At 62.1% G+C, this 23,535-nt stretch carries 20 protein-coding genes and 4 pseudogenes; 7 read left to right on the plus strand and 17 right to left on the minus strand.

Features of this window, described 5'->3' with window-relative positions:
- Positions 1–18 precede the first annotated feature (18 nt).
- The 6 genes from ACFFJ7_RS17325 (at position 19) to ACFFJ7_RS17350 (ending at position 5,759) form a co-directional block, all read left to right on the plus strand.
- A complete protein-coding gene (locus ACFFJ7_RS17325) occupies positions 19–906 on the plus strand; it encodes an ABC transporter permease (protein WP_377593976.1) in 888 nt (295 codons plus the stop codon).
- The gene (locus ACFFJ7_RS17330; protein WP_377593978.1) at positions 906–1,691 is read left to right on the plus strand and encodes an ABC transporter ATP-binding protein; all 786 of its coding nucleotides are present in this window, start codon (positions 906–908) and stop codon (positions 1,689–1,691) included. Before ACFFJ7_RS17325 ends, ACFFJ7_RS17330 begins: the two co-directional genes overlap by 1 nt.
- The gene (locus tag ACFFJ7_RS17335) at positions 1,688–2,140 is read left to right on the plus strand and encodes a 4Fe-4S binding protein (protein ID WP_377593980.1); all 453 of its coding nucleotides are present in this window, start codon (positions 1,688–1,690) and stop codon (positions 2,138–2,140) included. Before ACFFJ7_RS17330 ends, ACFFJ7_RS17335 begins: the two co-directional genes overlap by 4 nt.
- Positions 2,137–3,741: an FAD-binding protein gene (locus ACFFJ7_RS17340; RefSeq protein WP_377593982.1), complete on the plus strand. Its 1,605-nt coding sequence runs from the start codon at positions 2,137–2,139 to the stop codon at positions 3,739–3,741. Before ACFFJ7_RS17335 ends, ACFFJ7_RS17340 begins: the two co-directional genes overlap by 4 nt.
- 13 nt (positions 3,742–3,754) lie before the next feature.
- Entirely contained in the window at positions 3,755–4,915 is a 1,161-nt protein-coding gene (locus ACFFJ7_RS17345; protein WP_377593984.1) for a uroporphyrinogen decarboxylase/cobalamine-independent methonine synthase family protein, read from the plus strand.
- Positions 4,916–5,015: 100 nt separating this feature from the next.
- Entirely contained in the window at positions 5,016–5,759 is a 744-nt protein-coding gene (locus ACFFJ7_RS17350) for a Clp protease N-terminal domain-containing protein (protein ID WP_166954291.1), read from the plus strand.
- Positions 5,760–5,794: 35 nt separating this feature from the next.
- Here the strand turns inward: ACFFJ7_RS17350 and ACFFJ7_RS17355 are convergent.
- The 11 genes and pseudogenes from ACFFJ7_RS17355 to ACFFJ7_RS17405 all read right to left on the minus strand — a co-directional run.
- Positions 5,795–6,130 (minus strand): annotated as a pseudogene (locus tag ACFFJ7_RS17355) (formylglycine-generating enzyme family protein); the annotation flags it as partial.
- 54 nt (positions 6,131–6,184) lie between these two features.
- A pseudogene (istB, locus tag ACFFJ7_RS17360) lies at positions 6,185–6,882 on the minus strand (IS21-like element helper ATPase IstB); the annotation flags it as partial.
- Positions 6,860–7,192, minus strand: a pseudogene (locus ACFFJ7_RS17365) (transposase); the annotation flags it as partial. The pseudogenes istB and ACFFJ7_RS17365, both read right to left, overlap by 23 nt.
- A gap of 485 nt (positions 7,193–7,677) precedes the next feature.
- Positions 7,678–7,959: a hypothetical protein gene (locus ACFFJ7_RS17370; RefSeq protein ID WP_377593987.1), complete on the minus strand. Its 282-nt coding sequence runs from the start codon at positions 7,957–7,959 to the stop codon at positions 7,678–7,680.
- A gap of 50 nt (positions 7,960–8,009) precedes the next feature.
- Positions 8,010–8,900, minus strand: coding sequence for a hypothetical protein (locus ACFFJ7_RS17375; RefSeq protein ID WP_377593989.1), 891 nt, complete (start codon positions 8,898–8,900; stop codon positions 8,010–8,012).
- A 97-nt stretch (positions 8,901–8,997) separates the two neighbouring features.
- Complete coding sequence (locus tag ACFFJ7_RS17380) at positions 8,998–9,822, minus strand: DUF2272 domain-containing protein (protein WP_377593991.1); 825 nt, start codon at positions 9,820–9,822, stop codon at positions 8,998–9,000.
- 211 nt (positions 9,823–10,033) lie between these two features.
- Positions 10,034–10,246, minus strand: coding sequence for a hypothetical protein (locus ACFFJ7_RS17385; protein WP_377594068.1), 213 nt, complete (start codon positions 10,244–10,246; stop codon positions 10,034–10,036).
- Positions 10,247–10,272: 26 nt separating this feature from the next.
- Positions 10,273–10,515: pseudogene (locus tag ACFFJ7_RS17390) on the minus strand (DNA/RNA non-specific endonuclease); the annotation flags it as partial.
- 65 nt (positions 10,516–10,580) lie between these two features.
- Positions 10,581–10,733, minus strand: coding sequence for a hypothetical protein (locus tag ACFFJ7_RS17395; protein ID WP_377593993.1), 153 nt, complete (start codon positions 10,731–10,733; stop codon positions 10,581–10,583).
- A 108-nt stretch (positions 10,734–10,841) separates the two neighbouring features.
- The gene (locus ACFFJ7_RS17400) at positions 10,842–11,351 is read right to left on the minus strand and encodes a Fic family protein (protein ID WP_377593995.1); all 510 of its coding nucleotides are present in this window, start codon (positions 11,349–11,351) and stop codon (positions 10,842–10,844) included.
- Between the two features lie 518 nt (positions 11,352–11,869).
- Positions 11,870–14,035: an AAA family ATPase gene (locus ACFFJ7_RS17405; protein ID WP_377593997.1), complete on the minus strand. Its 2,166-nt coding sequence runs from the start codon at positions 14,033–14,035 to the stop codon at positions 11,870–11,872.
- Between the two features lie 220 nt (positions 14,036–14,255).
- On the opposite strand from ACFFJ7_RS17405, the gene ACFFJ7_RS17410 reads away from it, so the two are divergent.
- A complete protein-coding gene (locus ACFFJ7_RS17410; protein WP_377593999.1) occupies positions 14,256–15,167 on the plus strand; it encodes a BrxR family helix-turn-helix transcriptional regulator in 912 nt (303 codons plus the stop codon).
- A gap of 32 nt (positions 15,168–15,199) precedes the next feature.
- Here ACFFJ7_RS17410 and ACFFJ7_RS17415 read toward each other — a convergent pair whose 3' ends face one another.
- The 6 genes from ACFFJ7_RS17415 to ACFFJ7_RS17440 form a co-directional block, all read right to left on the minus strand.
- Positions 15,200–15,739 (minus strand): hypothetical protein, encoded by a 540-nt coding sequence (locus ACFFJ7_RS17415; protein WP_377594002.1) that lies wholly within the window; start codon positions 15,737–15,739, stop codon positions 15,200–15,202.
- The gene (locus ACFFJ7_RS17420) at positions 15,729–16,376 is read right to left on the minus strand and encodes a hypothetical protein (protein WP_377594004.1); all 648 of its coding nucleotides are present in this window, start codon (positions 16,374–16,376) and stop codon (positions 15,729–15,731) included. Before ACFFJ7_RS17420 ends, ACFFJ7_RS17415 begins: the two co-directional genes overlap by 11 nt.
- Positions 16,377–16,726: 350 nt before the next feature.
- Positions 16,727–17,914 (minus strand): Wadjet anti-phage system protein JetD domain-containing protein, encoded by a 1,188-nt coding sequence (locus ACFFJ7_RS17425; RefSeq protein WP_377594007.1) that lies wholly within the window; start codon positions 17,912–17,914, stop codon positions 16,727–16,729.
- A complete protein-coding gene (locus tag ACFFJ7_RS17430) occupies positions 17,898–21,377 on the minus strand; it encodes an SbcC/MukB-like Walker B domain-containing protein (RefSeq protein WP_377594009.1) in 3,480 nt (1,159 codons plus the stop codon). Before ACFFJ7_RS17430 ends, ACFFJ7_RS17425 begins: the two co-directional genes overlap by 17 nt.
- Positions 21,374–22,012, minus strand: a complete 639-nt coding sequence (locus ACFFJ7_RS17435) for a DUF4194 domain-containing protein (RefSeq protein WP_377594011.1) — start codon at positions 22,010–22,012, stop codon at positions 21,374–21,376. Before ACFFJ7_RS17435 ends, ACFFJ7_RS17430 begins: the two co-directional genes overlap by 4 nt.
- A 10-nt stretch (positions 22,013–22,022) precedes the next feature.
- The gene (locus ACFFJ7_RS17440) at positions 22,023–23,528 is read right to left on the minus strand and encodes a Wadjet anti-phage system protein JetA family protein (RefSeq protein ID WP_377594013.1); all 1,506 of its coding nucleotides are present in this window, start codon (positions 23,526–23,528) and stop codon (positions 22,023–22,025) included.
- Positions 23,529–23,535 lie beyond the last annotated feature (7 nt).

Raw genomic sequence — 23,535 nt, forward strand, 5'->3', positions numbered from 1 at the left:
CGGGCCCGGCGGCGGAAGATGAGCAACTCCCATGGAGCGGCGATGACCGGCTGCGCGCCGGCGGGGGCCGGGGGCGGGGTGGTGGGACGGCGGGGCGGATACCGGCTCGTATCGCCGAAGGCCGCCCGCGCCGCCCGGCCATCGGCGGCGGCGGACATCGCGATGCGCGCGCTCGTGCCGGCGGCGGCCGTCGCCTTCTGGTGGCTCGCCTCGCGGCAAGGGTGGATCAGGCCGCAATTGCTGCCCCCGCCCGGCGATGTCCTGACGGCGTTCCTCACGCTGATGCAGAACGGCATGCTGTGGGACAATCTCTCCGTCTCGCTCGCCCGGGCCGGCGTCGGCTTTCTGATCGGCATCGCGATCGCGCTGCCGCTCGGCATCCTGGCGGGCCTTTACAGGCTTGGCGACCAGTTGATCGACCCGACCCTCCAGATGATCAGGACGATACCGTTTCTCGCGGTCGCGCCCCTGTTCGTCGTCTGGCTGGGTATCGGCGAACCGCACAAGATCGCGCTGGTCGCGCTCGCCTGCGCGGTGCCGTTCTACCTCAACACCCAGGGCGGCGTGCGCCAGGCGGATCCCGCCATCCTGGAGGCGGCGCAGGTCTTTGGCGCCTCCCGGGCGGAGGTCGTCTGGCGTATCATCCTGCCCAACGCGCTGCCCCAGATGCTGATCGGGCTGCGGCAATCGATCGGCCTCGCCTTGCTCGCGCTCGTTCTGGCGGAACAGACGAACGCACCCAAGGGCATCGGCGCGCTGGCGCTCGCGGCGCAGCAATATTTCGAAACCGACATCCTGCTGGTCTGCATCATCGTCTACGCGGTCTGGGGGCTGGTCGGCGACGGCATCGTGCGCTTCCTCGAAGCCGTCGCCATGCCCTGGCGACGCAAGCGGAGAGAAGCGTGATGCCGGATGCGATCGACGGGAACGGCGGGCGCGACCACGGCGTCCTGGCCGTCGACATGCGCGGGGTCGGCAAGAGCTTCGGCGCATCGCCCATCTTGCGGGGTTTCGACCTCGCGATCGAAAGGGGCTCGTTCGTCGCCCTGCTCGGCGCGAGCGGCAGCGGCAAGAGCACGGTGCTGCGCATCCTGCTCGGGCTGGAGGACATCGATTCCGGCAGCGTGCTGGTGGCGCCGAACCGCACGGTGGTGTTTCAGGACGCGCGCCTCGTCCGCAACCTCGACGTCAGCGCCAACGTCCTGATCGGCCAGAAGAGGACCGCCGCCGCGCGGCAGGTGGCCGTGCGGGCGCTGCACGAGGTGGGGCTGTCGCACCGCCTGCGCGCCTGGCCGCACACGCTGTCCGGCGGCGAGGCGCAGCGCGTCGCCCTGGCGCGCGCGCTGGTGCGCGAGCCGCAGCTTCTGCTGCTGGACGAGCCGTTCGCCGCCCTCGACGCGCTGACCCGCATCCGCATGCAGCAGTTGGTGGCGGAACTCTGCGACCGCCACCAGCCGGCGGTTCTCCTCGTCACGCATGATGTCGACGAGGCCCTGCTGCTCGCCGACCGGGTGGTGATCCTGAGGGAAGGCGCGCTCGCGCTCGACCGACCCGTGCCGCTGGGCCGGCCGCGCAACCGGAATGCGCCCGGCTTCGCGGCCCTGCGGCAGGGGCTGCTGCAGATACTCGGCGTGAACGACGACGTCGGCGCCGGCCCGCAAGCGCCCGCGATCCGGGGGGCGGCGGAATGATCGAGCTCATCAGCGCCGAACGATGCACCCTGTGCGACCTCTGCGTCGACATATGCCCGACGGACGTGTTCGAGCTGAGGGAGAACGCGCCGCCCGCCATCGCGCGTCAGGAAGACTGCCAGACCTGCTACATGTGCGAAATCCATTGCCCGGCGGATGCGATGTACGTCGCCCCCCGTCGCGAGCCGGCGGCCGAGGGATCCGTTCACCGCGACGAGAGCCGACTGGCGGCTGCCGGCATTCTCGGCAGTTTCCGCGCCCGCCTGGGCTGGGGCAAGGGCAGGCGCCCCCCGCGCACCTTCGACGAGGCGCTGGCGCTAGCCCGCACCGGACCGGGAGCGGGACCAGGACCGGAGGGCATGTCCGCGCCGGACGCGGCGCATGAGCGGGGCGAGGCCCTCCCGCAAGGCGCCCTCACTCACGGCGACGAAGGCACGGCAGACCGATGAACAGCGACATCAGCGATGGTCTCGCGCTGGAGACCGACGTGCTCGTGATCGGCGGCGGACCCGCGGCGACGTGGGCCGCGCTGACGGCGCGCGAGGAAGGCGCCCGCGTCGTCCTCGCCGACAAGGGCTATTGCGGATCCAGCGGCGTCGCGGCGCCGTCGACCATCGGCCACTGGTGGGTGGCGGAGGAGAACCGCCCCGCCGCGATGGCCGAGAAGGCGCGGGCCGGGGGCTATCTCTCCGATCCCGCGTGGATGGCGCGCATCCTCGATGAAACGTGGCGCACCTGGCCCCGCATCGCCGACCGGAGGGGATACCGCCAGGGCGACGACGGGGACGCCGGCGCGCAGCCCCTCGTCCAGGGGCCGGTCTACCTGCGGGAGATGCGGCGCCTGATCAAGCAGGCCGGCGTCACGATCCTGGATCATTCCCCGGCGCTGGAGCTGCTGGCCGCCGATGGCGCCGTGTGCGGCGCGCGCGGCCTGCGCCGCCATGCCGCCGGCCCGTGGCGGGTCCATGCGGGCGCCGTCATCCTGGCCACGGGCGGCTGCGCCTTCAAGAGCGGATGCCTTGGCGGCAATGTCGCGACCGGCGACGGCTATCTCATGGCGGCGGAAGCCGGCGCCCGGCTGACGGGCATGGAGTTCAGCAACTATTACGGGCTCGTTCCCGTCGGCTGTTCCATCGACAAGAACGGCTACTACCTGCTCGCAACCTATTACGACGAACGGGGCCGCGAGATCGACCGGGGCTGGAGCCCGCCGGCGGGCGTCGTCGGCACGGCCATCGCGCGGGCGTTCATCGAAGGCCCGGTGTTCGCCCGCTTCGACCGCGTCGCGCCGCAGGACCGGCTCGCCGTCAGGGCTTCCCAGCCCAACCTGCTCATCCAGTTCGACCGCCTCGGCATCGATCCGTTCACCGAGAAGTTCCGCATAGAGCCCATCATGGAAGGTTCGGTGCGGGGCACCGGCGGGGTCGTCGTCGCCGACGAGACGTGCTGGACGGGCGTTCCCGGCCTGTGGGTAGCAGGCGACACCGCCTCCCGGCAGCACATCACCGGCGCGGCCAGCGGCGCGGGCTCGGCGAACGCGGCGTGGACGGTCTCGTCAGGGCGGTGGTCCGGGAAAGCCGCCGCCCGGCATGCGCGCGAGCGCGGCAGCCCGCGCGGGCATCCGACGCCGGCAGCGCCCGAGGGCCGGAACGGCGCGGCGGCCCGGCCCACCACGGAAGCCGGCGCGTTGCAGCGCCTAGAGAAGCTGATCGGCGCCGAGGTCCACCCGCTGGAGAAGAACGGCCTTCGCTCCGCGACGGGCATGACGGAGGCGCTGGGCCGGCTGGAAAACGGCTGGGACCTGCTGAGAAACGGCCTTGCGGCCGACGACGTCCGCGCGCGGATCCGGCTGCGGGAGACGGAGGCCATGCTCGCCACGGCGCGCTGGTCGTACATCGCCGCCCTCGCCCGCGAGGAGACGCGGGGGATGCATGTCCGCGCCGACTTCCCCGCCACGGAGCAAGGCCAGCATCGGCAACTCATCCTGTCCGGGATCGACGCGCCCGTGCTGGAGGCCGTGCCGGTCGCATGGAACGATTTCGGACAATGAACGGGAGAACGAGATGAGCCACAGCGCAGAATACATCAAGAACCTGCGTGTCGACCATGTGGGCAGCCTGCTGCGGCCGCAGGCGCTGAAGGATGCCTTCCGGGAGCACCGCGCGGGCGCGCTTTCCGCCGGCGAGCTGCGCGCCCGGCAGGATGAGGCGATTGCGCAGGTCGTCCGGGAGCAGGTCGACCACGGCCTGCCCATCGTCAACGACGGCGAGTACCGGCGCCAGGTGTTCCTGCAAAGCTTCTCGAAGGTCGCGGGCTTCGAGGAATGGGAGAACAGGGAAATCCCCAAGCGGGAGAATGCCAAACCCGCGGATGTCAGACCCGCGGAACACACCCACGACGGCGCCTGTTGCGGATATAGCCCCGTGCCGCTTCCCCTGCGCCGCGCGACCCGCAGGCTCGAACTCGTCAACAACGACATTCTGGACGAATATGCCTTCGTGAAAGGGCTCACGGATACGCCGGCCAAGGTGACGCTGATCGGCGTCGACCGCATCATCCACGGCTACGGCAAGCCGCAGCCGCAGGACATCTACCCCTCGCTGCAGGCTTTCATCGACGATCTCGTGCGTATCCAGCGGGAGTTGATCGCGGGCGTCGCCGCCGCCGGCTGCCGGTATGTCTCGATCGACGAGCCGAGCCTGACGGGCTATGTCGACCCCGCCTCCATCGCGGAGCAGATCGCGCGCGGCGAGGATCCGGCGCAGAATCTGAGCCATGCGATCGCGGCGGACAACGCCGCCATCGCGGGGCACGAGGGCGTCGTGTTCGGCGTCCATCTGTGCCGGGGCAACCGCCAGAGCCTGTGGCACCGCGAAGGCTTCTACGACGGCATCGCGGAGCGGCTGTTCAACGAGCTGAACTTCGACCGCTTCCTGCTGGAATACGATACGCCGCGCGCCGGCTCCTTCGCGCCCCTGCGGTTCGTGCCCAAGGGGAAGATCGTCGTCCTCGGCCTGATCACGACCAAGGTCGGCGAACTCGAAACGGCCGACGGCCTGATCCGCCGCATCGAGGAAGCGTCGCAATACATACCCGTCGAGCAACTGGCGCTCAGCCCGCAATGCGGCTTCGCCTCGGTGATCGAAGGCAACCTGCTGACGCCGGACGAGCAGTGGCGCAAGATCGACCTCATGCTCGACGTCGCGAGGCGGGTCTGGCATTGAAGCCCGCGCGCACGTTGCCCGCGCACCTGCGGTGGGTTAACAGGGGAACCGGTAGCCACCCGTCAATCAGGAAAGCAGGTGCTGCGGCGCCGGGACAAGCATGCCGAAAATAAACGTCTACCTGCCGGACGACCTGTTCGAGCAAGTCAAGCGCGCCAAGCTGCCCGTATCGGCGATCTGTCAGGATGCTCTTTCGGCGGCGCTGCGCACGATTGCGGAAACGCTCGAATCGGCGAACCCCCCGCAGCCGCCGCTGCCCGAGGAGCCCGATCTGGGCATCCGCCTCGGCCAGCACGTGCGCGCGATCGTCGCCATCGCCTATCCGATCGCGGCCGAGCGCGGTTCGCCGACCGTCGAGGCCGAAGACATCTTCGCCGGGATCATCGAGCAGGGCGAAAGCCTGCTCCTCCTCCTGCTCGAACAGTTCGGGTTTCCGCCCCACCGGCTGCGCGAGGCGCTGGAGGCCGCGTCCCGGGCCGGACGGCCGCCGATCGACCCGGCGGAGGTCCGGTTGTCGGACGATGCCCGCGGAATCCTCGCCCGCGCAGCGGCCGAGGCGAAGGACGCGGGCGCCGAGATGCTGACAGGCCGTTACCTGTTCCTGTCCCTCGTGAAGGAGCGGGAAGGTGTGGTCGCCGAAGTGGTTGAAGCCCTCGGCCTCGCCCATACGCTGACGAACGCCGTCTTCGACACCAGCGATGCAGGTGTCGCCTACGGCACGCACGGAATCGCCATGCGCAAGCGCGACGTGATCCTCGAGACCATGTGGTCCGACATTCGAACGAGACTGGACAGGATAGAGGAAAAGCTCGGAACGGACAGGAACGGACACTCCAAACACTGATCCGCGCGTTGCGCCCTTTTAAGGCCGATTTTCTTTCATGTAAGGGCGCTGCGCACCGCTCCATCCCTGCGCGCGCAGCCGAAGCCGACATGACTGGTCGAGGTATCGACGGGTTGGGCATGGCGTGCGGCGGGGCGGTAGCGGCGGCAGGAGTTGGGGGCGCAAAGGTGAGAACCGCCCTTCAGCACCTTGCGGGGAATGGGGTTGTGCGACCGGACGGGATCGAGACTCGCGTCCGCCGAACCACCGCGAGGATCGACAGGCACGCAGCATGCCGTCCGCGCGTCCGCGGGATGGCCGGGCGACCAGAAATCCGCCGTCCACTCCCACACGTTGCTTATCATGTCATAAAGCCCGTAGCCGTTGGGCGGTGTCAAGCGAACTGCAAATTTGACCCCTTTGGGGAACTGACGAACTGACCCCTCTCATGCTGTGGCGTTTTCGTTTGTCTTGAGCGCAGGTCCGGCCTTCTGCAGAAGGCCGGACCTGCGCTTTTCGCGAAGCCGGTAGCTGTCGCCGCGGATGGTGATGACCGTCGAGTGGTGAAGCAGGCGATCCAGTATCGCCGTTGCAACGACGGGATCCCAAAAACACTTCCCCATTCGCCCACGGAGCGATTTGAAGTGATCAGGATTGAGCCCTTCTCATAGCGTCGGGACACCAGCTGGAAGAACAGATGGGCGGCGTTGGCCTCGAACGGCAGGTACCCGAGCTCATCGATGATGAGCAGCCTGGGCCGGGCAAGCTACGTCAATTGCCTGTCGAGCGTGCCATCGTCGTGAGCCTTGGCCAGCATCGCCACCAGGGTTGCTGCGGTGACGAACTGGACCGAATAGTTCTGCCGGATCGCCTCGCGGCCCAGCGCCACGGCGAGATGCGTTTGCCCCGTGCCCGGAGGGCCGAGGAACAGGGTCGTGTCGCCATGGGCAATCCAACGGCACGTCGCCAGTTCGCGGATATGGCCTGGGTCCAGCAAGGGCTGCGCACCGAATTCGAAGCCGTCGAGTTCGCGCACGAACGGGAACTGGGCGATCTTGCTCGCCATCGAGATGCGGCGCTCGTCACGCCGCGCGATCTCCCGCCCGGCGAAGAACGCCAGCGCTTCGCGAAGAGCGGTTGAAGAGCAGATCGTGGCGGAAGACCTCCTCGTCGCAGAACAGCTGGAAACAAGGGTTCTCCAGCCACCGGTCGCACAGCGCCTCGTCGGACAGGTTGTGCATCGCCTTGAGGATCGCCAGTCCCGCCATCAAGCGGGTGGGCAGTACCGGATGGCCGGGCGCGTCCGCATAGGCCGCGCCGCAGCACTCCTCCAGGCAGTGCCAGTCGATCACCCGGCCAAGCCGGGCGAGCGCATGGTTCATGTCGACGATCTGCTCGAGCCTGGCCCGAAAAAGATCGCGCTGCCCGCTGTCCCGCCGCTCTTTCGGACGCATCGGAAACTCCCTGCCAATCGCCGCCATCCGAGAGGGAATCATCATTCAGTCACAAGCGCAATTTGCAAGATAACGGCCCAAAAGAACCCCGAAACTTGCAAACAACAATATTTTAGGGAAGCCGATATGGACGCCAGATCAATGCGTTGGACATTCTTCACGGAGAACGCGTGAAGCCTGCAGAACCCGCGACCGAAGATCCCCGCTCAGCGCTCTTCCCATCATCATCCTCCATCGAGGTCAACTTTGAAGCACCGGCGAACGCACGCGTCACTTCACAATCGATTCATCGATCGTAGGACATGCTCTAGCGTTCCTTTCCAGGTAACCCAAGTGCCGTTCAGGAAGTAGCCAGAATCATTTGGAAAGAACTGATATCGTATTGGAATATGCCGAAGCCGTGGAAAAACTTGTCAGGATTCTTTGCCGGTTTCACGTAGCCTGAATTGATTTTTGCGATCCTAGCAAGCGCATCTCGGGCCACCTTAGAACATGGCCTTTCCCTTAGGATGGGCTTCCAGTTCCGCGCGATTCTTCGGCCAGGCCGAACTGCGCGCCGGATAATCGATTGTATCGTCGACGCAAACGGCCAGTACTTCTTCGGGGGTTGCCGTCTTGTACATCTTCGCCCAGATATAAAATGTTTCCAGGATGCCAATGGCGATCACGAGCTTCTTCGTGATCGGCGTCCCCGCCAGGGCCACGTCGATGTCTGACCCGAAGGTGTCGTTCATCCATATCATCGCATCCTGCTTTGCGGTGGTCATCAAGGCCTCCTGAAGAGTTGGACAAAACGCGCTTACTGTTTGGTTTTGGATTACGATGCAGGATCGTCGGAGAGATCTACCGAAAGGTCTATCAAGGCGCGGGGTGCAAATTTCCCCCGGAAAATCCCGACAGACTTTGGCTTGTCCTCGCTGATCCAGGTTGCGGTGATCCGATAGGGCTTGTCAGCAGAAACCGTGCGCCCGCCATAGCTGGGAAAACGATAGGCGTCAGCCGTAAAGGTCGCCTTTGCTCGTTGCCAGACCGTTCGCGAATCGATCGATCCGGCAAGCGGTGGCTGGTCGATATGGTCGAAGAAGTAGGACAGGCTGTCGTTGGCGGCGCTATAGGTACTACCGAGTTCCTCGATGCCGATTTGAATGGGCTGCGGCTCGGTCGCTCCCGTTGCGCGGATCGAAACCCATGCCTGGTCGCTTTTGAGTGCGTTGGCCGCGGCTTCGTCCTGGCTTGTCTCGGGTGAGCGAATACCGAGCTTCTTAAGCAGTTGGAAGATGCCTTCGCTTCCGCCAGCGATAATCATGGCGGACAATATCGTGGTCAAAAGACCCTGGAAGAACAATCGTAAGGGTTGCGTCTCGGCAAGTGAAATGCCGCTCGCCGCGATGATCACCCTCATCGGATCATAGGTGGTAACCAGAACAAGCATCAGGCCGACGCCGAACATGATCGGTGTCTTGAGCGCCCTGGCATTAAATGCGACCCGGAAGACGCGCCAATTGAAGAGCGCCGCCAATGCGGATTCCATGACGATCACAACGGCCAGCAGTTGCAGCAAGGTCCCGCTCAAGGCGTTCCAGGTCCCCTCTCCTAGTCCACCCGGTTGCGCAGGTGGCGCTGCTTCTTGTGTCTGGGCCCCTGTGAACGCCAGGGCTGCGATCATGACACCGGCCAGTGCCACTAATGCATATCGACCCGTTCTCATGCTCTCTTTCTCCAGTGAGGCTAAGGGACATTTCTTTCAGGCGGCAGTTTTCGGTAAAATCTTCATGCAGAGATGACTGGGGAGAGGTCTCCCGACTTCAAAGCATGTTCTTCATGATCATGAACCTGTCCCCGGTCAGCTTCACATAGCCGTTGGAATCCAACTCGTAGGATACGCGCGATACACTGTTTGAGTTGTTCGCGCCGAGCGCCCAGAGGCTTCCCGGATTGATCTCGCACACGACGTCTGTGTGGGCCTCGAAGGTCGTGGTGGTGTTCATGATCGCTTTGACTTGCGCATAGGTTTTCACCGACCCGCGCCACCGCACGACCAGATCGCCAACACGTGGTTTGTGGTCATCCAATTCATAGCCCCAGAACGGACAGGATGGATTTCCGGCCTCCCGCTGCTTTACGCTATCCTTGATGTAGGAATGGTGCCCACTGCTGAACTTGAATCCGGTATAGCCACCGGCACGACGCACGAAAGCGGACATTCCCGCTGCCGACCACGGCCATTTCTTGTGGCTCGTGTTGTCTCCGGGAGGACGACCAGCACCAAGATCGTCCCACATCTTCAGGACCTTTTGCTTGTAGCTTTTCCCCAGAGGGCTATTTCCGTTCTTGTCATCGTCTTCTTTGCCCTTTCCTCGGTCGAATTCTCCCCAGTAAAAGGCAGCAGCTTGGATCAGGCGTCCTGCGGCGTCGCTATGAAGAATGCTGAGGTTGCGATCTGAGACATGTCCAATCTGGCCCGCAAAAGGACCGTCGACGATTTTGATATGCTTCCACTTTGTAGGTGAGACCGTGACCTCCTCGACGATTGTCGAAAAGGGAAGATTGCCGATAAGTGTGGCCTTGTCGGACGGTCCAGCGCGCAGATTAGCCCCGACATCCATGCGTGTGACAATATATTTCGTCATTTTCACCCCCAAGATTGGGCCTGCATCTCGTCGCAGGCCGACCTCACGGCGGAACAATTGACGTCGCCCGAGACGCTCCCCTTAAGCGCCTAGCGCGTTCCGTATGTGAGCAAGCAATATTGGGCTTTCATACTTTTTTTGTCGAGTAGGTTCATATTATTATAACTAAAAATATATTGGTGCTTAACTTGAGCTGGGGATCACGTGGCGGTCACGACACGAATTGGATGTCCGTCAGATCGTTGATTAACCGCGCCACCAAATTGAACCGCGCCTCATCATTCCTGCCCAAAGGATCCACCGCCGCGAGCTTGCCGAAGCTAATGAGGCTCTTAGCCTCGATTGCAGCGATCGGCGTCTGCACCACCTCGCTAACGTAGCTGGAGGCGAACGACCCAAAGACGAATTCCTCTTCGGACCGCAAGGCCGCCTCCTGGCCATCTCATAGCCTGTGGCGCAGAGCTTGCCAGTCTCGTCATGGATGAAGGCGATGATTTTCCAGAAGCGAAAGGGGATCTTGACGCCATAGAGCGTCGGATCCTTGTCGGTGAAGTAGGGACCGGTAAAGACTGAAATCCGCATCTTGTCCTGGCGGGCGTGACCGAGCGCATAATCTTCCAGTTCCAGCCAGATCGGTGAATTGAACGATTGCATCTGCGGGGGTCGCGTTGGTGACGTGCATTGAATCTGCATTGCCGCGTGTTGCGATCTCAGGGGCGCCCCAAGCTGGGTCCTCCCGCCGGGTCATATGGCCTCGGCTAAACCTTGGGGGATTGCCGAACCTTGACCGCCAGCCGTGCGCCCGTCGCCGCCGAGATCATCAGGAGCCGAGCGGCTTCCCGCGCACTCAGACCTTCTTCGATGGCGCGCTGGAAACGACGACGCAAGTCAAGCGAAAGCGGTGAAGGCATGGCACAATCCTCCTCAACAGGAGGAATCACAAAACACGACGCAAAGAAAGAGCCCGATGCAACGGAAAAACGGAAAAAATTTAGATTTCTTATAGAAAAATCAGTACATTACAAGGAATTATGCCGGATCAGATAGCGGTGCAGTCGTCCGTTGCCGTCCTCGAAAGGATGGATATAGACGAAGCCGAAGGCAAGAACCGCCGCGGCGCGTGAGAGCACGTCCTTGGGTACGGCTGCGACCGCTTCCCTCGCCCGCTCCTTGAGGCCCCGCGCCACAAGCGCCTGGAGGCGTTCCGTCCTGCAAACGAGCGGACAGAAATCCGGCGTGCCGGGCAGATTGTCGCGAACACGGTGGCGCGGTGAAAGCACGCCCTCCGTGGCGAATTGTTGTTTGGGATCGACAACAGGGACGTAGCTGCCCCGGTCCGCATCCGGGATGTTGAGGCGCGTATCGAGCAGCCATTCATGGAGAAACCAGAGTCGGCGAGCGTAGGCGCTGGTTGGCTTGGCGCGGACAAAGGCCGTGACCGGCTCCGGCACCATGCTCAGAAAGAGGCGCCGCAGGACCGTCAGGTCAAGACCCTCATATTTGAGCGCAAAGACAAGGTGGCCTTCCACGGTAGGTTCCGGCGCATGACGGGGTGTGACGGGGTGTGAACAGCCGCCAGTTGTCGGCCTCGTAAACACGGTGCTTCTCACCGATGGCGGAAAGCCTGATTGGCAGGAGGACGGTGAGGTCAAAAGCACTGATCAAGGCGGCATAGCCCGCCGGCAGCCCTCGCTCAGGCAGGTGGCGACCGTGAAAAACACTGATCTGCTCTGAAAACGGATGATGATCTTTCTCGTTCATGAAAACCGTTGATGGCTTATGAAACTTCGGTGGCAACACCGCGCACCTATAAATTTTTATGATGAAGGGTGAAAAATAATTTTTTAAGATGAAATTTGTGAAATTCATATATGCTAGGAGCATACTTTCCTAACGCGCTCAGCCCTGCTGGGCTGATCGAGCGCAAGGCACCAGGCCAGCCGTCGACCCCTCCGAATTCACGAACAATAGCGGCAGAAACCAGCAATAGTTCTGGTTGTCGTTCATTCAGGCCGAGCGCTCGGCTGCCGTGCCGCGTTGCAGCCGGTCACCTGAACCCGATCGGCCGGCATGCGCCGGGTTTCAGCGCAACCTCCTCTTTCAGCATCTCGCCCAGGGTTCGCGCATCGGAGACGCGCAGCACCTTTGCCTTCCGGGCCACCACCGTGACATCGCCGGGCGTCAGCGGATCGAGCCTAAGCACGCCCGCCGGTGCCGCGCAGCCGAAGTTAAGGCGGAAGGCCTTCGCGATCTGTGCAGGCGTCATGGCGCCGAACCGGGCCTTGAAGAGAAATCGCCGCTGCATGGCGGGGTCGAGACGCTCCGGTGTGTTGCTGGTAGCCGCGAACGGCAGGGGATGGCGCTCCATCCAGGTCAGCATCTCGTTGACCTGACTTACCTCCCAGTTGCGCACGGTGCTGCTTCGGTCGGCGAGCAGCGAGTCCGCCTCGTCGAAGATGAGGAACATCCGGTTGTCGATCGCTTCATGAAAGGCCTCGGCTATATTCGCTTCCGTCTGGCCGACATACATTCCGAGCAGATCGGAGCCACGCTTTTCCAGCACCTCAAGGCCGAGACGCTCGGCCAGATGACGGGCAAAGGCGCTCTTCCCCGTTCCCGGCAGGCCGATGAACAGGAAAGAAAGCGCCCCCGGTCCTGCGGCGGTCACTCGCTCCTCGAGCGACGCCAGATCGATATCCGCCGATGGCAGCGAGGCGTCGAACCGCGCTCCATGGGGCAAAGGCAGGGCCGTTTCCCGCCCGCCCAGCGCCTTATGGATCGAGAGGGCGGAGGCGACGGCAATCTCTCCTGCCTCCGCGTGGTTGTTCTCTCCACCTGCTCCGGCAGTGCCCAGGCGCGCAGCCTTGAGGGCGGACGCGATGACAGCCGGTGCCACGGGTACCTGAGCGAGCCTGTCACGGCTTGCGGGATCGAGGGAAAAATCGAGCCCGGCAATATGACGGTCGATGATGACCCGCCGCACCACAACGCCTGGCTGCCGGAACTCGACGACCCGCGCCATGCGCCGCAGCACCGCTTCCCCGAGACGCCGCGGATGGTTGGTGATCCAGATGGTCGGGACGGCGCTCGTCTCGATCAGCCGGCTGAGAAACACCTTCGACCCACGCCGGTCCGATCCGTTCCCGGTATCGACTCCGACGAAGATGTCGTCAGCCTCATCCACCACCACGATCGTCCGCCCTGCGCTCTGCCCGAGCGCCGAGAGGAAGGACAGGTGCGCCAGCCGGTCCGCGCGGCTCGGCTCCTGGAGGCGCTCGTTCGCTTCGCCGGCAAAGACGACACGAGCGTTGCAAAGAGTCCCCAGCAACGTCGCGAACTCGGTCTTTCCCGTCCCCGGATCACCGTGAAACAGGATATTGATGCCCGTCTCACGGGTTGTAAAGGCTCCATTGAGGATGTTCGCGACATCGTCGACGACACGGCCGAGATGGCGGAAGTCCAACCGCTCCAATGTGGAAGGACGGGGCTGGCCGAACAGGCCCTGCTCCAGAAGGCGCGGATCGTCCGTATCCTTTTTCAACAGATCAGCGAGCATCCCGGAGGGGGTAAAAGCGCCGCCATACTGGTCCTCGACGAGCCCGAACCGCCGCAGCGGCGCATTCTTGCCGAGGTAATCGTTGATGACCCACTTCGGGATACCCAGCAACGCACAGACCATCCCGCCGCTGACCTCTCCATCCTCGAGGCAGCCGCCCCCCGATGAGGGCACGCCGATGCCGAATTCGTCGGCAAACCGGCGATCGGTATTCAGCAGCGCAGAAAAGGAGCGATAGGACGCCATATAAGTCAATCGGAACAAGATGCCCAGGATCAGCGCGCTGCGATCATCAAGCTCCAGCGTCGCACAGACCCAGTCCAGACGCCGTTGCAGCGCTGACGGCGCAGGGGCGGCAGTCCGGTTTGCCAGAATGGTCTCGAGCGGCAGCTTCACGGAGATCACCGGCGGCAGTTCGGTGTCGCCGCCCTCGCCCCTGTGAGCCTCCAGTTGCGGAATGGACAGATTCAGGCGCTCTGCATTGGCCAGATACCATTTCACGACAGCCGCGGAACAGACGTAGTGCTCGCCTTTCCGGAGCAAGCCGACATAGGCCAGTACCAGCGCCCGCAGCATGTAATGCTCGAAGGCGTCATTTTCCGGCGCTGACGATGTGAGCAGGGCATGCCCCCTCACAAGACGATCAAACAGCTCCATCACGCCCACCTTCCGCGCTTCGTTATCCTACTCATGCAGCCCTGATCGGCAGAACACCGTGCAATGGATCGTGAACCGGCGTCGGGCCTCGGATCATCCCTGCGCCCCTCGGAGAGAGAGCCTTGACCATAGCTCGCCAATGGGCATAGTAACTATACGGAATGTCGAACCATGTCAATATGCATATAGTTTCTATTCTCACTATAAGGTACGATTCCATATGAGCGAGCAGACGAGGAACCTGCGGTGGGGCATCGAGCAACGGCTTGAGTTCATTGAGTTTCGACTGTTCTGGGAGGGAGGCGTCAACCGTGCCGACATCATCGACCGCTTCAGGGTCTCGGTCCCGCAGGCGTCGAAGGACTTGACGCATTATCAGGAAGCTGCCCCCGGCAACATGCGCTACGACACCAGTCTGAAGCGCTATTTCGCCACGAGCGAATTCCAGTCGAGATATCTTCATCCGGACGCGGGCGACTACCTGATGCAGATGACCGCCGCCGAGTTGCCGCCGCATCTCGCGGCCCAGACATGGGTTTCACAACCGGTGGCGTTCGCGACTCTGGCGCAGCTGCACCGCGCCGTCGATGCCGTGATGCTGCGCCGATTGCTGACCGTGATCCGCTCCGGCCTCTCCGTCGAAATTCGCTATCAATCGCTCAACCCGGACAAGCCGAAGCCGCAATGGCGACGGATCACGCCGCATGCCTTCTGCTTCGACGGCATGCGCTGGCACGCGAGGGCCTTCTGTCACGAGCGCGGAACTTTTCGCGATTTCCTGCTCCCCCGCATCTCGGGCCAGCGGGATGAAGGCGCTCCCGGCCTACTGTCCGACGCTGACAGCGCTTGGCACGAAATCTACCGGATCAGGCTGAAGCCCCACCCGGCACTGTCGGACGCGCAAAAGCAGGCCGTCGCCGCCGACTACGGCATGCGCGACGGGATGTTCGAGATCCCGATGCGCCTCGCCATGCTGTTTTACTTCCGCAAGCAACATCTCGGGCTGGACTACCGGGAGCATGAGAGAAGCCCCCAGCAGCAGCATATCGTCATGGCCGATCAGGAGTCCGTCCGCGAAGCCCAGGCCCGCGCCGACGCACCGCCCCGGAAACCGTGGGCACCTCCGCGTTGAAGGACGGCCGAGGGGCTGCGTAGCTTTGCCACTCAATCAGCCTCACGCCATTCGACGGCAACTTCTCCCCCGAGAACCGCTGCGGCGCGCATGATGTATTTCAGGTTCGGGCGGCGAATCGACTTCTGGAAGAACCGGCCGGTACCGGCCAGCCGATCGAGTTGAACAAACGACATGCTGCAGGTTGCCGCGCGACGTCGAATGGAATCGAGAGCCCGATCCTCGAAAACCACCAGATGCGGTTCTCGTTTTCGCAATCCGAGGTGGCGTGCCTTGCTCTTGATCCGCGACAGACTCATGCTCGGGAATAGCAGCATCAGTTCTGCGTCCAAGACGTTGCTCTCCCAAGCCAATTGAAGCCTTTTGACCCCGACATTGGTCCATAGCTCGCGGCGCCGGACCACGCCCAGATGACCGGCCCGGTTTTTCAAAGCAGCCAATGAACGATGGGACAGCGCCCGCGTCATGCAGCGATAATCCGGATAGGTGCTCCGGACCAGTTCGTCCTCTTCGGATGACCAGCGCTCACGTCGTCCACAAGTGGATTTGGAAACGATAGTATCAGGCGGCATGAGCGACCGTCTCCGGCCAGCGCACGACCACTTGTCCCTTAAGCTCACGGATGGCCTTCTGAAGCAGACGCCAGTTGCTGCAGCGCGGGCAAACGAAATACCGCCCGGCGCTGACATAGGTATCCAGATCGGTCATTGTCAGTCCCAAGTCGAACGCCCTATTTCGTACTGTGTCAACCAGCAGCAAGCCCGTCCCCTTCGGGCGTCTTCGTGGACGCCGGATGCCGAGATGAAATGCCTTGTTCCAGATCTGGCGCTTCGTCTTGCCGGGAAACATGGAGACCAGATCATCAACGGGTACGCCAGCGACGTAGGGCTTACGCAGACGCGGAACCTCATCGGCGCTCCAGGCTCGGCGTGAGGGCACAAGACCGATTTGGTGGGCTTTCTTGGTGATCGCGCCGATGCCACGCTCGGGCAGGGCCAGCGCAAGGGCGTCAAGGTCTGGACGGAACTGCCGTAATATTTCGATTTCGACATCGCTCCAAAGACGATCCCCTGCAATGGTGCATCCGGTTTTGACCATATGGCGCAAGAGCGCGTTTCGCCCGTTCAATCCGCGTCGCTGCGCCTTTGTCAGAAGCATGGCATCACCAAAATCAAGTAACTCGTGGCGGATACGTTCAAGATATGACAAGCACTCAAAACATGAGCAGGTTATATCTTACCACTGTAGTACGACATATCGACGTCGCTGCTCGCTCGTCCAAATAGGGTGAAGCCCAAACACCATCTCATCGAAATGCAAAGCCCACCCCTTGGCGAGCCAAAGACAGCTATCGCCTCACGCTTTGTTTGGTTGCGGCGACCAACTTTCATCCTTACTTGCGCCAAAATCAAAGAACTATGGCTGTATAACCCGCCCAAATCGCAAGGAGTAAGTTGACTCTATACATTCCTTCCGGTGCCCAACGGCAACACCTGAGCCAACTCTGCGCCCGCCGGCCAGCCGGCCCCGAGAGGTTTTGTTAGGAATTCTAAGTCGTCTCAGCCGAGGTTCACGGGGCTGACCGGATCGAGCGCCTCCTGCTCGAGATTCAGCTCAGGGTCGGCTTCTGCCATCAAACGCCAAAGGTCTTCTATGGCACTGCCTGAAGCGACCGCGGGCGGCTGCCCCACCGAGTGCGTGGAGGCAGTGCCATATGCTGCAAGCACGTCGCTATTCATGAGGTGAGGCCACAAATCCCTCCCGACCCCTCTCAGGGCCCGTTCCAAGTGGGTGAAGATCCTGAGCCCGCCCCTATCGAGATCGCCCCAGTGAAAGACGGGGCAACGTGTGGAACTAGCTAAGGCGGTCGTCGCTTGCAGAATCTGCCGACCGGGAAAACCACCGGTATAGATCACAAGGCCATTCCCGCTTTGGTTCACCTCCCGGCAATGCCGTACGAAGGATGCGTAGTTCTCGACGGTGAGGAGATAGGTGGGGCCATCGACCGAGATGCGATGGGCATGATCCGGCGCCACGCCGACGTAGGGCATCGCCGGGATTACTTGGCCATCAACTGCCAGCCGTCCACCGAGGAGAATCGGTTGAGGTAACCTCTGGATGCCCAAAGTCGCAAGGAACTTCTTGTCGTCCAGCTCGGGATCCGCCACCGAGTCGGGATACACCCGGCGATAGATCGAGAGGATCAGCCCCATGCGCTTTTCGAGGAACTTGGTATCGCCAACAGCGCGCCGCGAGAAGGTTCGGTAGTCGGCGGCCAGCGTCGGGTCAAGTTGCGCACCACGGAGCGCTTCGACCGCTTTCACCGCGTTTGACAACTCCGCGGCACGACCCGGCTGCAGGCCGCCCCAGGCGACGCCGCGCGACCACGCCGCATCGATCTCGTCGATGATTTCCTTGATGTTGCCGGGAAATATCCGAGCAATTCGCAAGGGGCCAAGAGCGCCTCTGGAGAGTACCTTAGCGGGAGTGCGCCGACGATAAGCGTACAGCGGGGCAGGATCCGCCAGCCGCACATGCTGAACCAGATGCACGCCGTCACGCCGCACCCTCTTGACGATCAGAGCTCCTTCTCGCTCGAGGATATCGAGACGCGCCATGAAGGCGTCCTCTTCTGCTGTCGACGAGAAAGTGCCGGGATAGGAGAACAACCGCGTCGATCCACCTTTGGATTCCAGCCGATTCAGCATCTCGTCGACAAGACGGTCTATGTCAGTGTACTGTTTCATCGCTCTGACCGGTCAACGGATCGTCGAGGTGCTCGGTCAGCCTTGGCTGCTCTGCAAGGAGCAGCAGAAGAGCTTCCTGGCTCAGGTGCTCCGGATTGGCCTTCCGCATCTCCTGCCGCACGCGTCCCTTAATCCGCGAGGTTTCGAGCACTGCCGAATCGCCGAACCGATAGACATCGACGATGCTGTCGAGGTTCTCGTAGACGACGGAGCGCTTCTCTGTCGGGGCAGCGATGATCACCTGCAGGCCGATTTCATTGTAGAACTCAAGCATGGTGCGCTGGTTCTCTCCATCCATCTTGCTAAACGCCTCGTCGAAGACCGCCAGCCCCATCCCTCTGGCTTCGTCCGACCGGCGCGTGCCATGATAGATGCTGGAGAGCGCTGCGCCGATCACGACGTAGAAGGGAACTTGGCGCTCCGCGCCGCTGGCGGTCCCGCGTCTGCGATCGTAAGCGATCTCGTCGCCAGAGCTGACTTTCTTCATCCGCAATTCGAAGGTGTAGTAGTTTCTGTAGTCCTGATACCGCTCGAAACTGGCGTTCTCGTCCTTAAGAAGCGTCTCCACGTGGCGGACTGCCGAGGCGAAGGGATGCTCCGTCGCTTCCGGGGAGAAGAGCAGGGCAAGGACACCGTCATCCGTCTCGCTCGCCCGCGCCAAGTTATAGAGATCCCGGAACTCAGGCCGAACGTATGCATGAAGCGAGTAGATCTCGCCGTGCAACGGCTTGCTCCGCAAGGCAACGCGAACGTCATCGATCTCACGCTCGACATTGCGGAAGCAGCCATTGAGTTCCTGCACGAAGGAAGTGCGGAAGAGGTAAGTGACGCGGCCCGCGGCTTCGTCCGCTTGCTTCCGGTACTGGATGAGATCATTGCCCTCGAGCGTATCGATCATGTCCTGAACCCAAGGCTTCATCTGGCCGATGATCGAGGAACTGCTGTCGAAGGGACGCCGCACGTCGAAATCGTAGAGGAAGCTCGACACCTTGTCTCGGATGAGTGCATCGCAAGCGATTCGATCATCGGCGAGACGCTTCAAGCGGACATCCAGCTCTGCCGAGATGGCACGGTCAGTCCGGGCCCCTCGCAGAGGTCGGTAGAGCGGCCGGATACGTCGGAAGACGGCCGAGGACTTGACCCACTCCCTGAACATCGTCAGGCGATTTCGCACCGACCACCAGGAGCCAGGCATGTCATTGCCGGCCTGGATCTGGGACCGAAGCAGAGCCAGTTCCGACATCAACCCGCCGATTGACTGATCGTGACCACGCGTTTCCGCTCGAAGCTCTTCGATGCGGGCGGCGAGCCCCCGCCGGGACTCCTCAAGGGCCGGGTTGACCGACAGCGATACCTTCTCGATGCGATCCGCAATGTCCTGCCGCCGCGCATCGACGTCAGCTAGCTGCGCACCAAGCTTCATCAGACCATCGTCGTCGGACACTTCGCTGGCTAGCGCCGCCATCTTTGCAAGTACGTCCGAGAGCAGGTTCTCGTTCGATCGGTGAGCCTGCGCCAATTGGCGCTCATCCTCCAGTTCCTTGGCAAGCCGATCCGTCATCATCCTCGCTGCGACCTTACCGATCCTCACATCACGTACGGTCCTGATCTCCACGATGAGCCCGTCGTAATAAGTACCATCGCTCATGATGGCGCGGCCGCCAGAGATCAGTTTGGCCTGCGTCTCAGCAAGACCCACGTTCCCGAGCCGGAACACCACTACCGCCATTGCGATCGAGTCCTGGCTGGAGAGCATCGACGCCAGAGTATCGGATTTGGCCTTGTCAGGGGTATGGGCAAGCTTGCGCGTGTTTGCCACTCGGCAGCCGGGGAACCTCGAGCGCTCGCGGCGGAAGAACGAGATCGCCCGCTCCGCATGCTCGGGATCAACGATGACGGCCTCCCTATCACGGCCAAGCAGTGCTTCGGCCGCACCTCGCCACCGTTCGTCCAAAACTTCGAGGACTGCACACAGGGCGCGGGGCTTCATCCCCTGCTCGGTCAAGGCCGCAATCAACGATGCAACATTGGGATCGAGCGACACCGCGCCGCGCCGCGTCTCGGCCAATTTGCCAGCGATCTCCGCGACACGCCTCTCCGCCTCGACCCGAAGCGACACGGCCTCGTCCCGCTTTGCCGCGACCTTGCCGGACCCGTCGAGCGCAATCGCGACCGCCGATGCGACCATTTCCTCCATGCGGACTGGATTCCTCGGCCAGGTTGGTGGGAGAAGTCCCGCGGATTCTTGCTGAATGCGCTCGAGGTTATCGAGCAGAGCGCCGAGCCCCAGACCGAAGTTTTGGATGCGATCGCGCACCGCCAGCAACTTGAGAGCGGAGACGACTGGTGCATGACGGTTCCGAAGGCGAACGATGATTGCTTCTCGCTTCTGCTCCTCGACCAACAGTTCCAGTCTCAAGGCATGCTTCTTGGCATCTACGCCACTGATGGCGATCTGCGCGGTCACGCTCTCCAGTTCCGCGTTGGCATAGCCGATCTCTTCGTTGATCCTCGCCAGTTCCGCGCTCAGCCGCTCCTTCTCGGCCGCCTTGGCACGACGGGATGCAAGCAGCTTGTAGTGGACCTTCGCAGTATCGAGGAGGTCGGCAAGGCGCCGCATGCTCTCCGCAGTATCGCTCTGCTCGAGTATGGAGCCCAGGCGCTCGATCTCATACATGATCGGCCGCAACGCCTCCAGCTTTCTCTCAAGCTCGGCGATTTCGCTCTGGATCTGGCGGTAGCGTTGAATAGATTCCCGCAGCTCTGAAATGTTGATGTCACGACGTTCAATCAGATAATTGCGGACGAACTCCTCGACCGACCGCATGTCCTCGAAGGACAACGCCATGATGAAGGCCTTGATGAATCTGTCCGGGTCCGGCGCTCGTCGGCCCGTGAAGAGCACGCGCATGTACTCGCGGATGAAACGCACTGCCGAAGTAGATTGGTGCTCGTGCAGTGCCCCGCCCGCGTCGCGGCACGCCTCTTCGATCCGTGTGCGAAGGGTTGGCCACATGGAAGGAAACGTCTCGCCGCCTCGATCTTCGAGGAAGAATCGGGTATTGACCGACACGCCTTCGACGACGTATCGGCCCACGATCCTCGGTGCCTCTTCGCTTTCTGCAGCCTCAATGCAGAGGCCGATGGTCACGGGCTTCTCGCCACCATCGAAGCGCAGGGCAAGATGCGTGACGCATTGCGAGCGCCCAGGCTTGCCGATGTCTGTCTGCCCGAGACAGTAGCTGCGCAAAGTGCGATCGGATCTGCTCCCGCCCTCACCAGCCGACCGATTGAACCGATAGTATGCGCCGGAACCGCCGGCCATTACCGCTTGGATCAGGTCGATGAGCGTCGACTTGCCCGTCGCATTCTTGCCGAGGACGGCGGTATTACCCGCGAAGTCGACATCTGCGACTGTGAACCTATGCCAGTTCACCAAGGAAATGCCAGTCAGGTGGATCATGTTGTTTCTTCCGACGTGGAGCCCTCCTCGGGCGGCGCATTATGCCTGATGAAGGTCTCCAGCGAAGTCAGGAAATCCTCGCCCGCCAACAGGCTGACGATGGGACGGATCACCAGCTCCTGATCCTGCGCCTCATCGTCGAAGACATGGAGTTTCACAGCTGCCCTGCGGCTGAGCTCCTTGACCGCATCGCGGAAGTCCTCAATGCGCAGAGCCGGCCTTCTGGATCGGGACACCAGCTCGAGATAGGCGTCGTAAGTATCGTTCAGGGTCGTGAGGACGCTGCCGTAGTTCCCGACGTTCCCGTCCTGAATGCCTTCCTGCCAGAGCCGCGCCAGGACGAGGAGCACCAAGGTCTCATCGATCTGCATACGAGGATGCGACACTCGATCGAGATCCGGGAATATACCTGCCCATCCTTCGCTTTCACGTATGACCAGCCGGTAGCCAGCTGTCTCGAAGAACTTCTCGACGGGTCGGACGACAGCAGACCGTCGGAGAATCTCCAGCATCGGTGGCGACCCGCGATCCTCCGTGTGAAGAAATTGATGGCGGAGTAGGTGGTGTATTGTCTGCGTGACCCGCTCCATGATCCGCGGTTCACGCGCCTCAATATCCTGGAATTCACTCAGCATGGATCTTCCTCTACGGCGCTGGCGGCGTCACCCTATGGATGCTGAAGTTGGAGCAAGAGACCCAGTCGTTGTCGACGCCGTCCTCGCTGCCCGCCGAGAACCGATAACGATCCTCGAGGTCTCGTGACAATCTGTCATCGCGAGAACCATGAAGCACGGATTGGACCGATCGGCGAAGGGCCTCGAATGCGAGGAAATCGTCGAGATCGACCATTAGGAGATCCCTTGCCTCGATCGTCTGTTCTGGCAGCACTCTCGTATCGAGGAAGCGGAGGACTTGCTCGGGCTTCACGGTTATGCGCGCAAGATATTCGCGCTCAAGCTGCCGACGGAGCAGATCGATGGGCTCCGGCTCCACGATTGGCATGGCGGCAGAAACGATCGATGCTCTCTCCCCGCGAGGCCGAGCGAGCAGGCCGAAGGAGAATGGACTTATCACTGCCTGCAGGGTTCCTGGCACTGACAACTCGACACGCGTGCTGCGGTTGGCGGCGACGATACGGTCTAAGTTCAGAATCGCGTCCTCGCTCCGTCGCAGATACGCCTCGGCGCGGCGACCGGCATATTTCACCGTGTTGCGGAGGCGGATCTCGAGGCGCGACCGATGCTGCTGGATGCGAAGGAACGCCTCGTCAATCTGAACGAGGACGCGCCTGATCCGCTGAAGATCGTCAAACACCAGGTCGCGCGCTTCGTCCCGCTGGCTAGCCAGCCGGGCGTCGCCATAGGCCGCAGCGAGGCTCTCGATGTCGGCAGGAGAATCCTCCAGCACCTGCAATGCATCCAAGATAGCGAATCGAAAGCGATATGGATGCGCGGTCGTCGAAATCGACGCGAAATCTTTGAGCAGGATCTGGCCGACGAACTCTTCAAAATAGTGCTGAAGCCGTTCGCTCAAATCTTGACTGGCCAATATTTGCCGATCGATCTCGCGGAGGGAGGAGAGCACGCTACGCAGGTAGCGCCCGAAGCCGACAGCGTCCTTCGCCGCCTTGTGAAGACCAAGAGCATTCTGACTGGCGCTGGCCTTCACCGCGTCGAGCGCATTCTTGACCTCGACGATCAGACCGCCAAGTTGTTCGCCGCTGCCTTGGCGAAGGCTGGAGAGAAATTCCGCCAACCGCATCGCCGCCGGCGGCATGTCGACCGTCACCCGCAGGCCATATCGGCTCTCCTCCAACCAGCCAGTCTCCAGCAATCGAGCATAGATGTGCCGAGCGCGCTCCATGGCCTCCACAGTGGCGCCTCGATCTCGACCAGCAGCCGCTCGTGGACGAAGGCGGCGTCCGCGAGTGGAGACTTCCTGAAGCACGACCAACGGACTTTCATCGTGCCAGAGTTTCGGTTTTTGCGCCAGAGCGTCGTAGACAACGCCAATAATCTCGCTACGTGTAGGAAACATCAGGTCTGCGCTGAAGCAATCATTGTAGATACGCATCAAGACTGCTTCGTAAAGGAGGCGATTTTCCCCGGCGAACAACATGAAGATGTTTTGGTTCAATACGCCAAATAGCACTACCTCC

This window comes from Pseudochelatococcus lubricantis (assembly GCF_042432495.1).
GTDB lineage: Bacteria > Pseudomonadota > Alphaproteobacteria > Rhizobiales > Beijerinckiaceae > Pseudochelatococcus > Pseudochelatococcus lubricantis.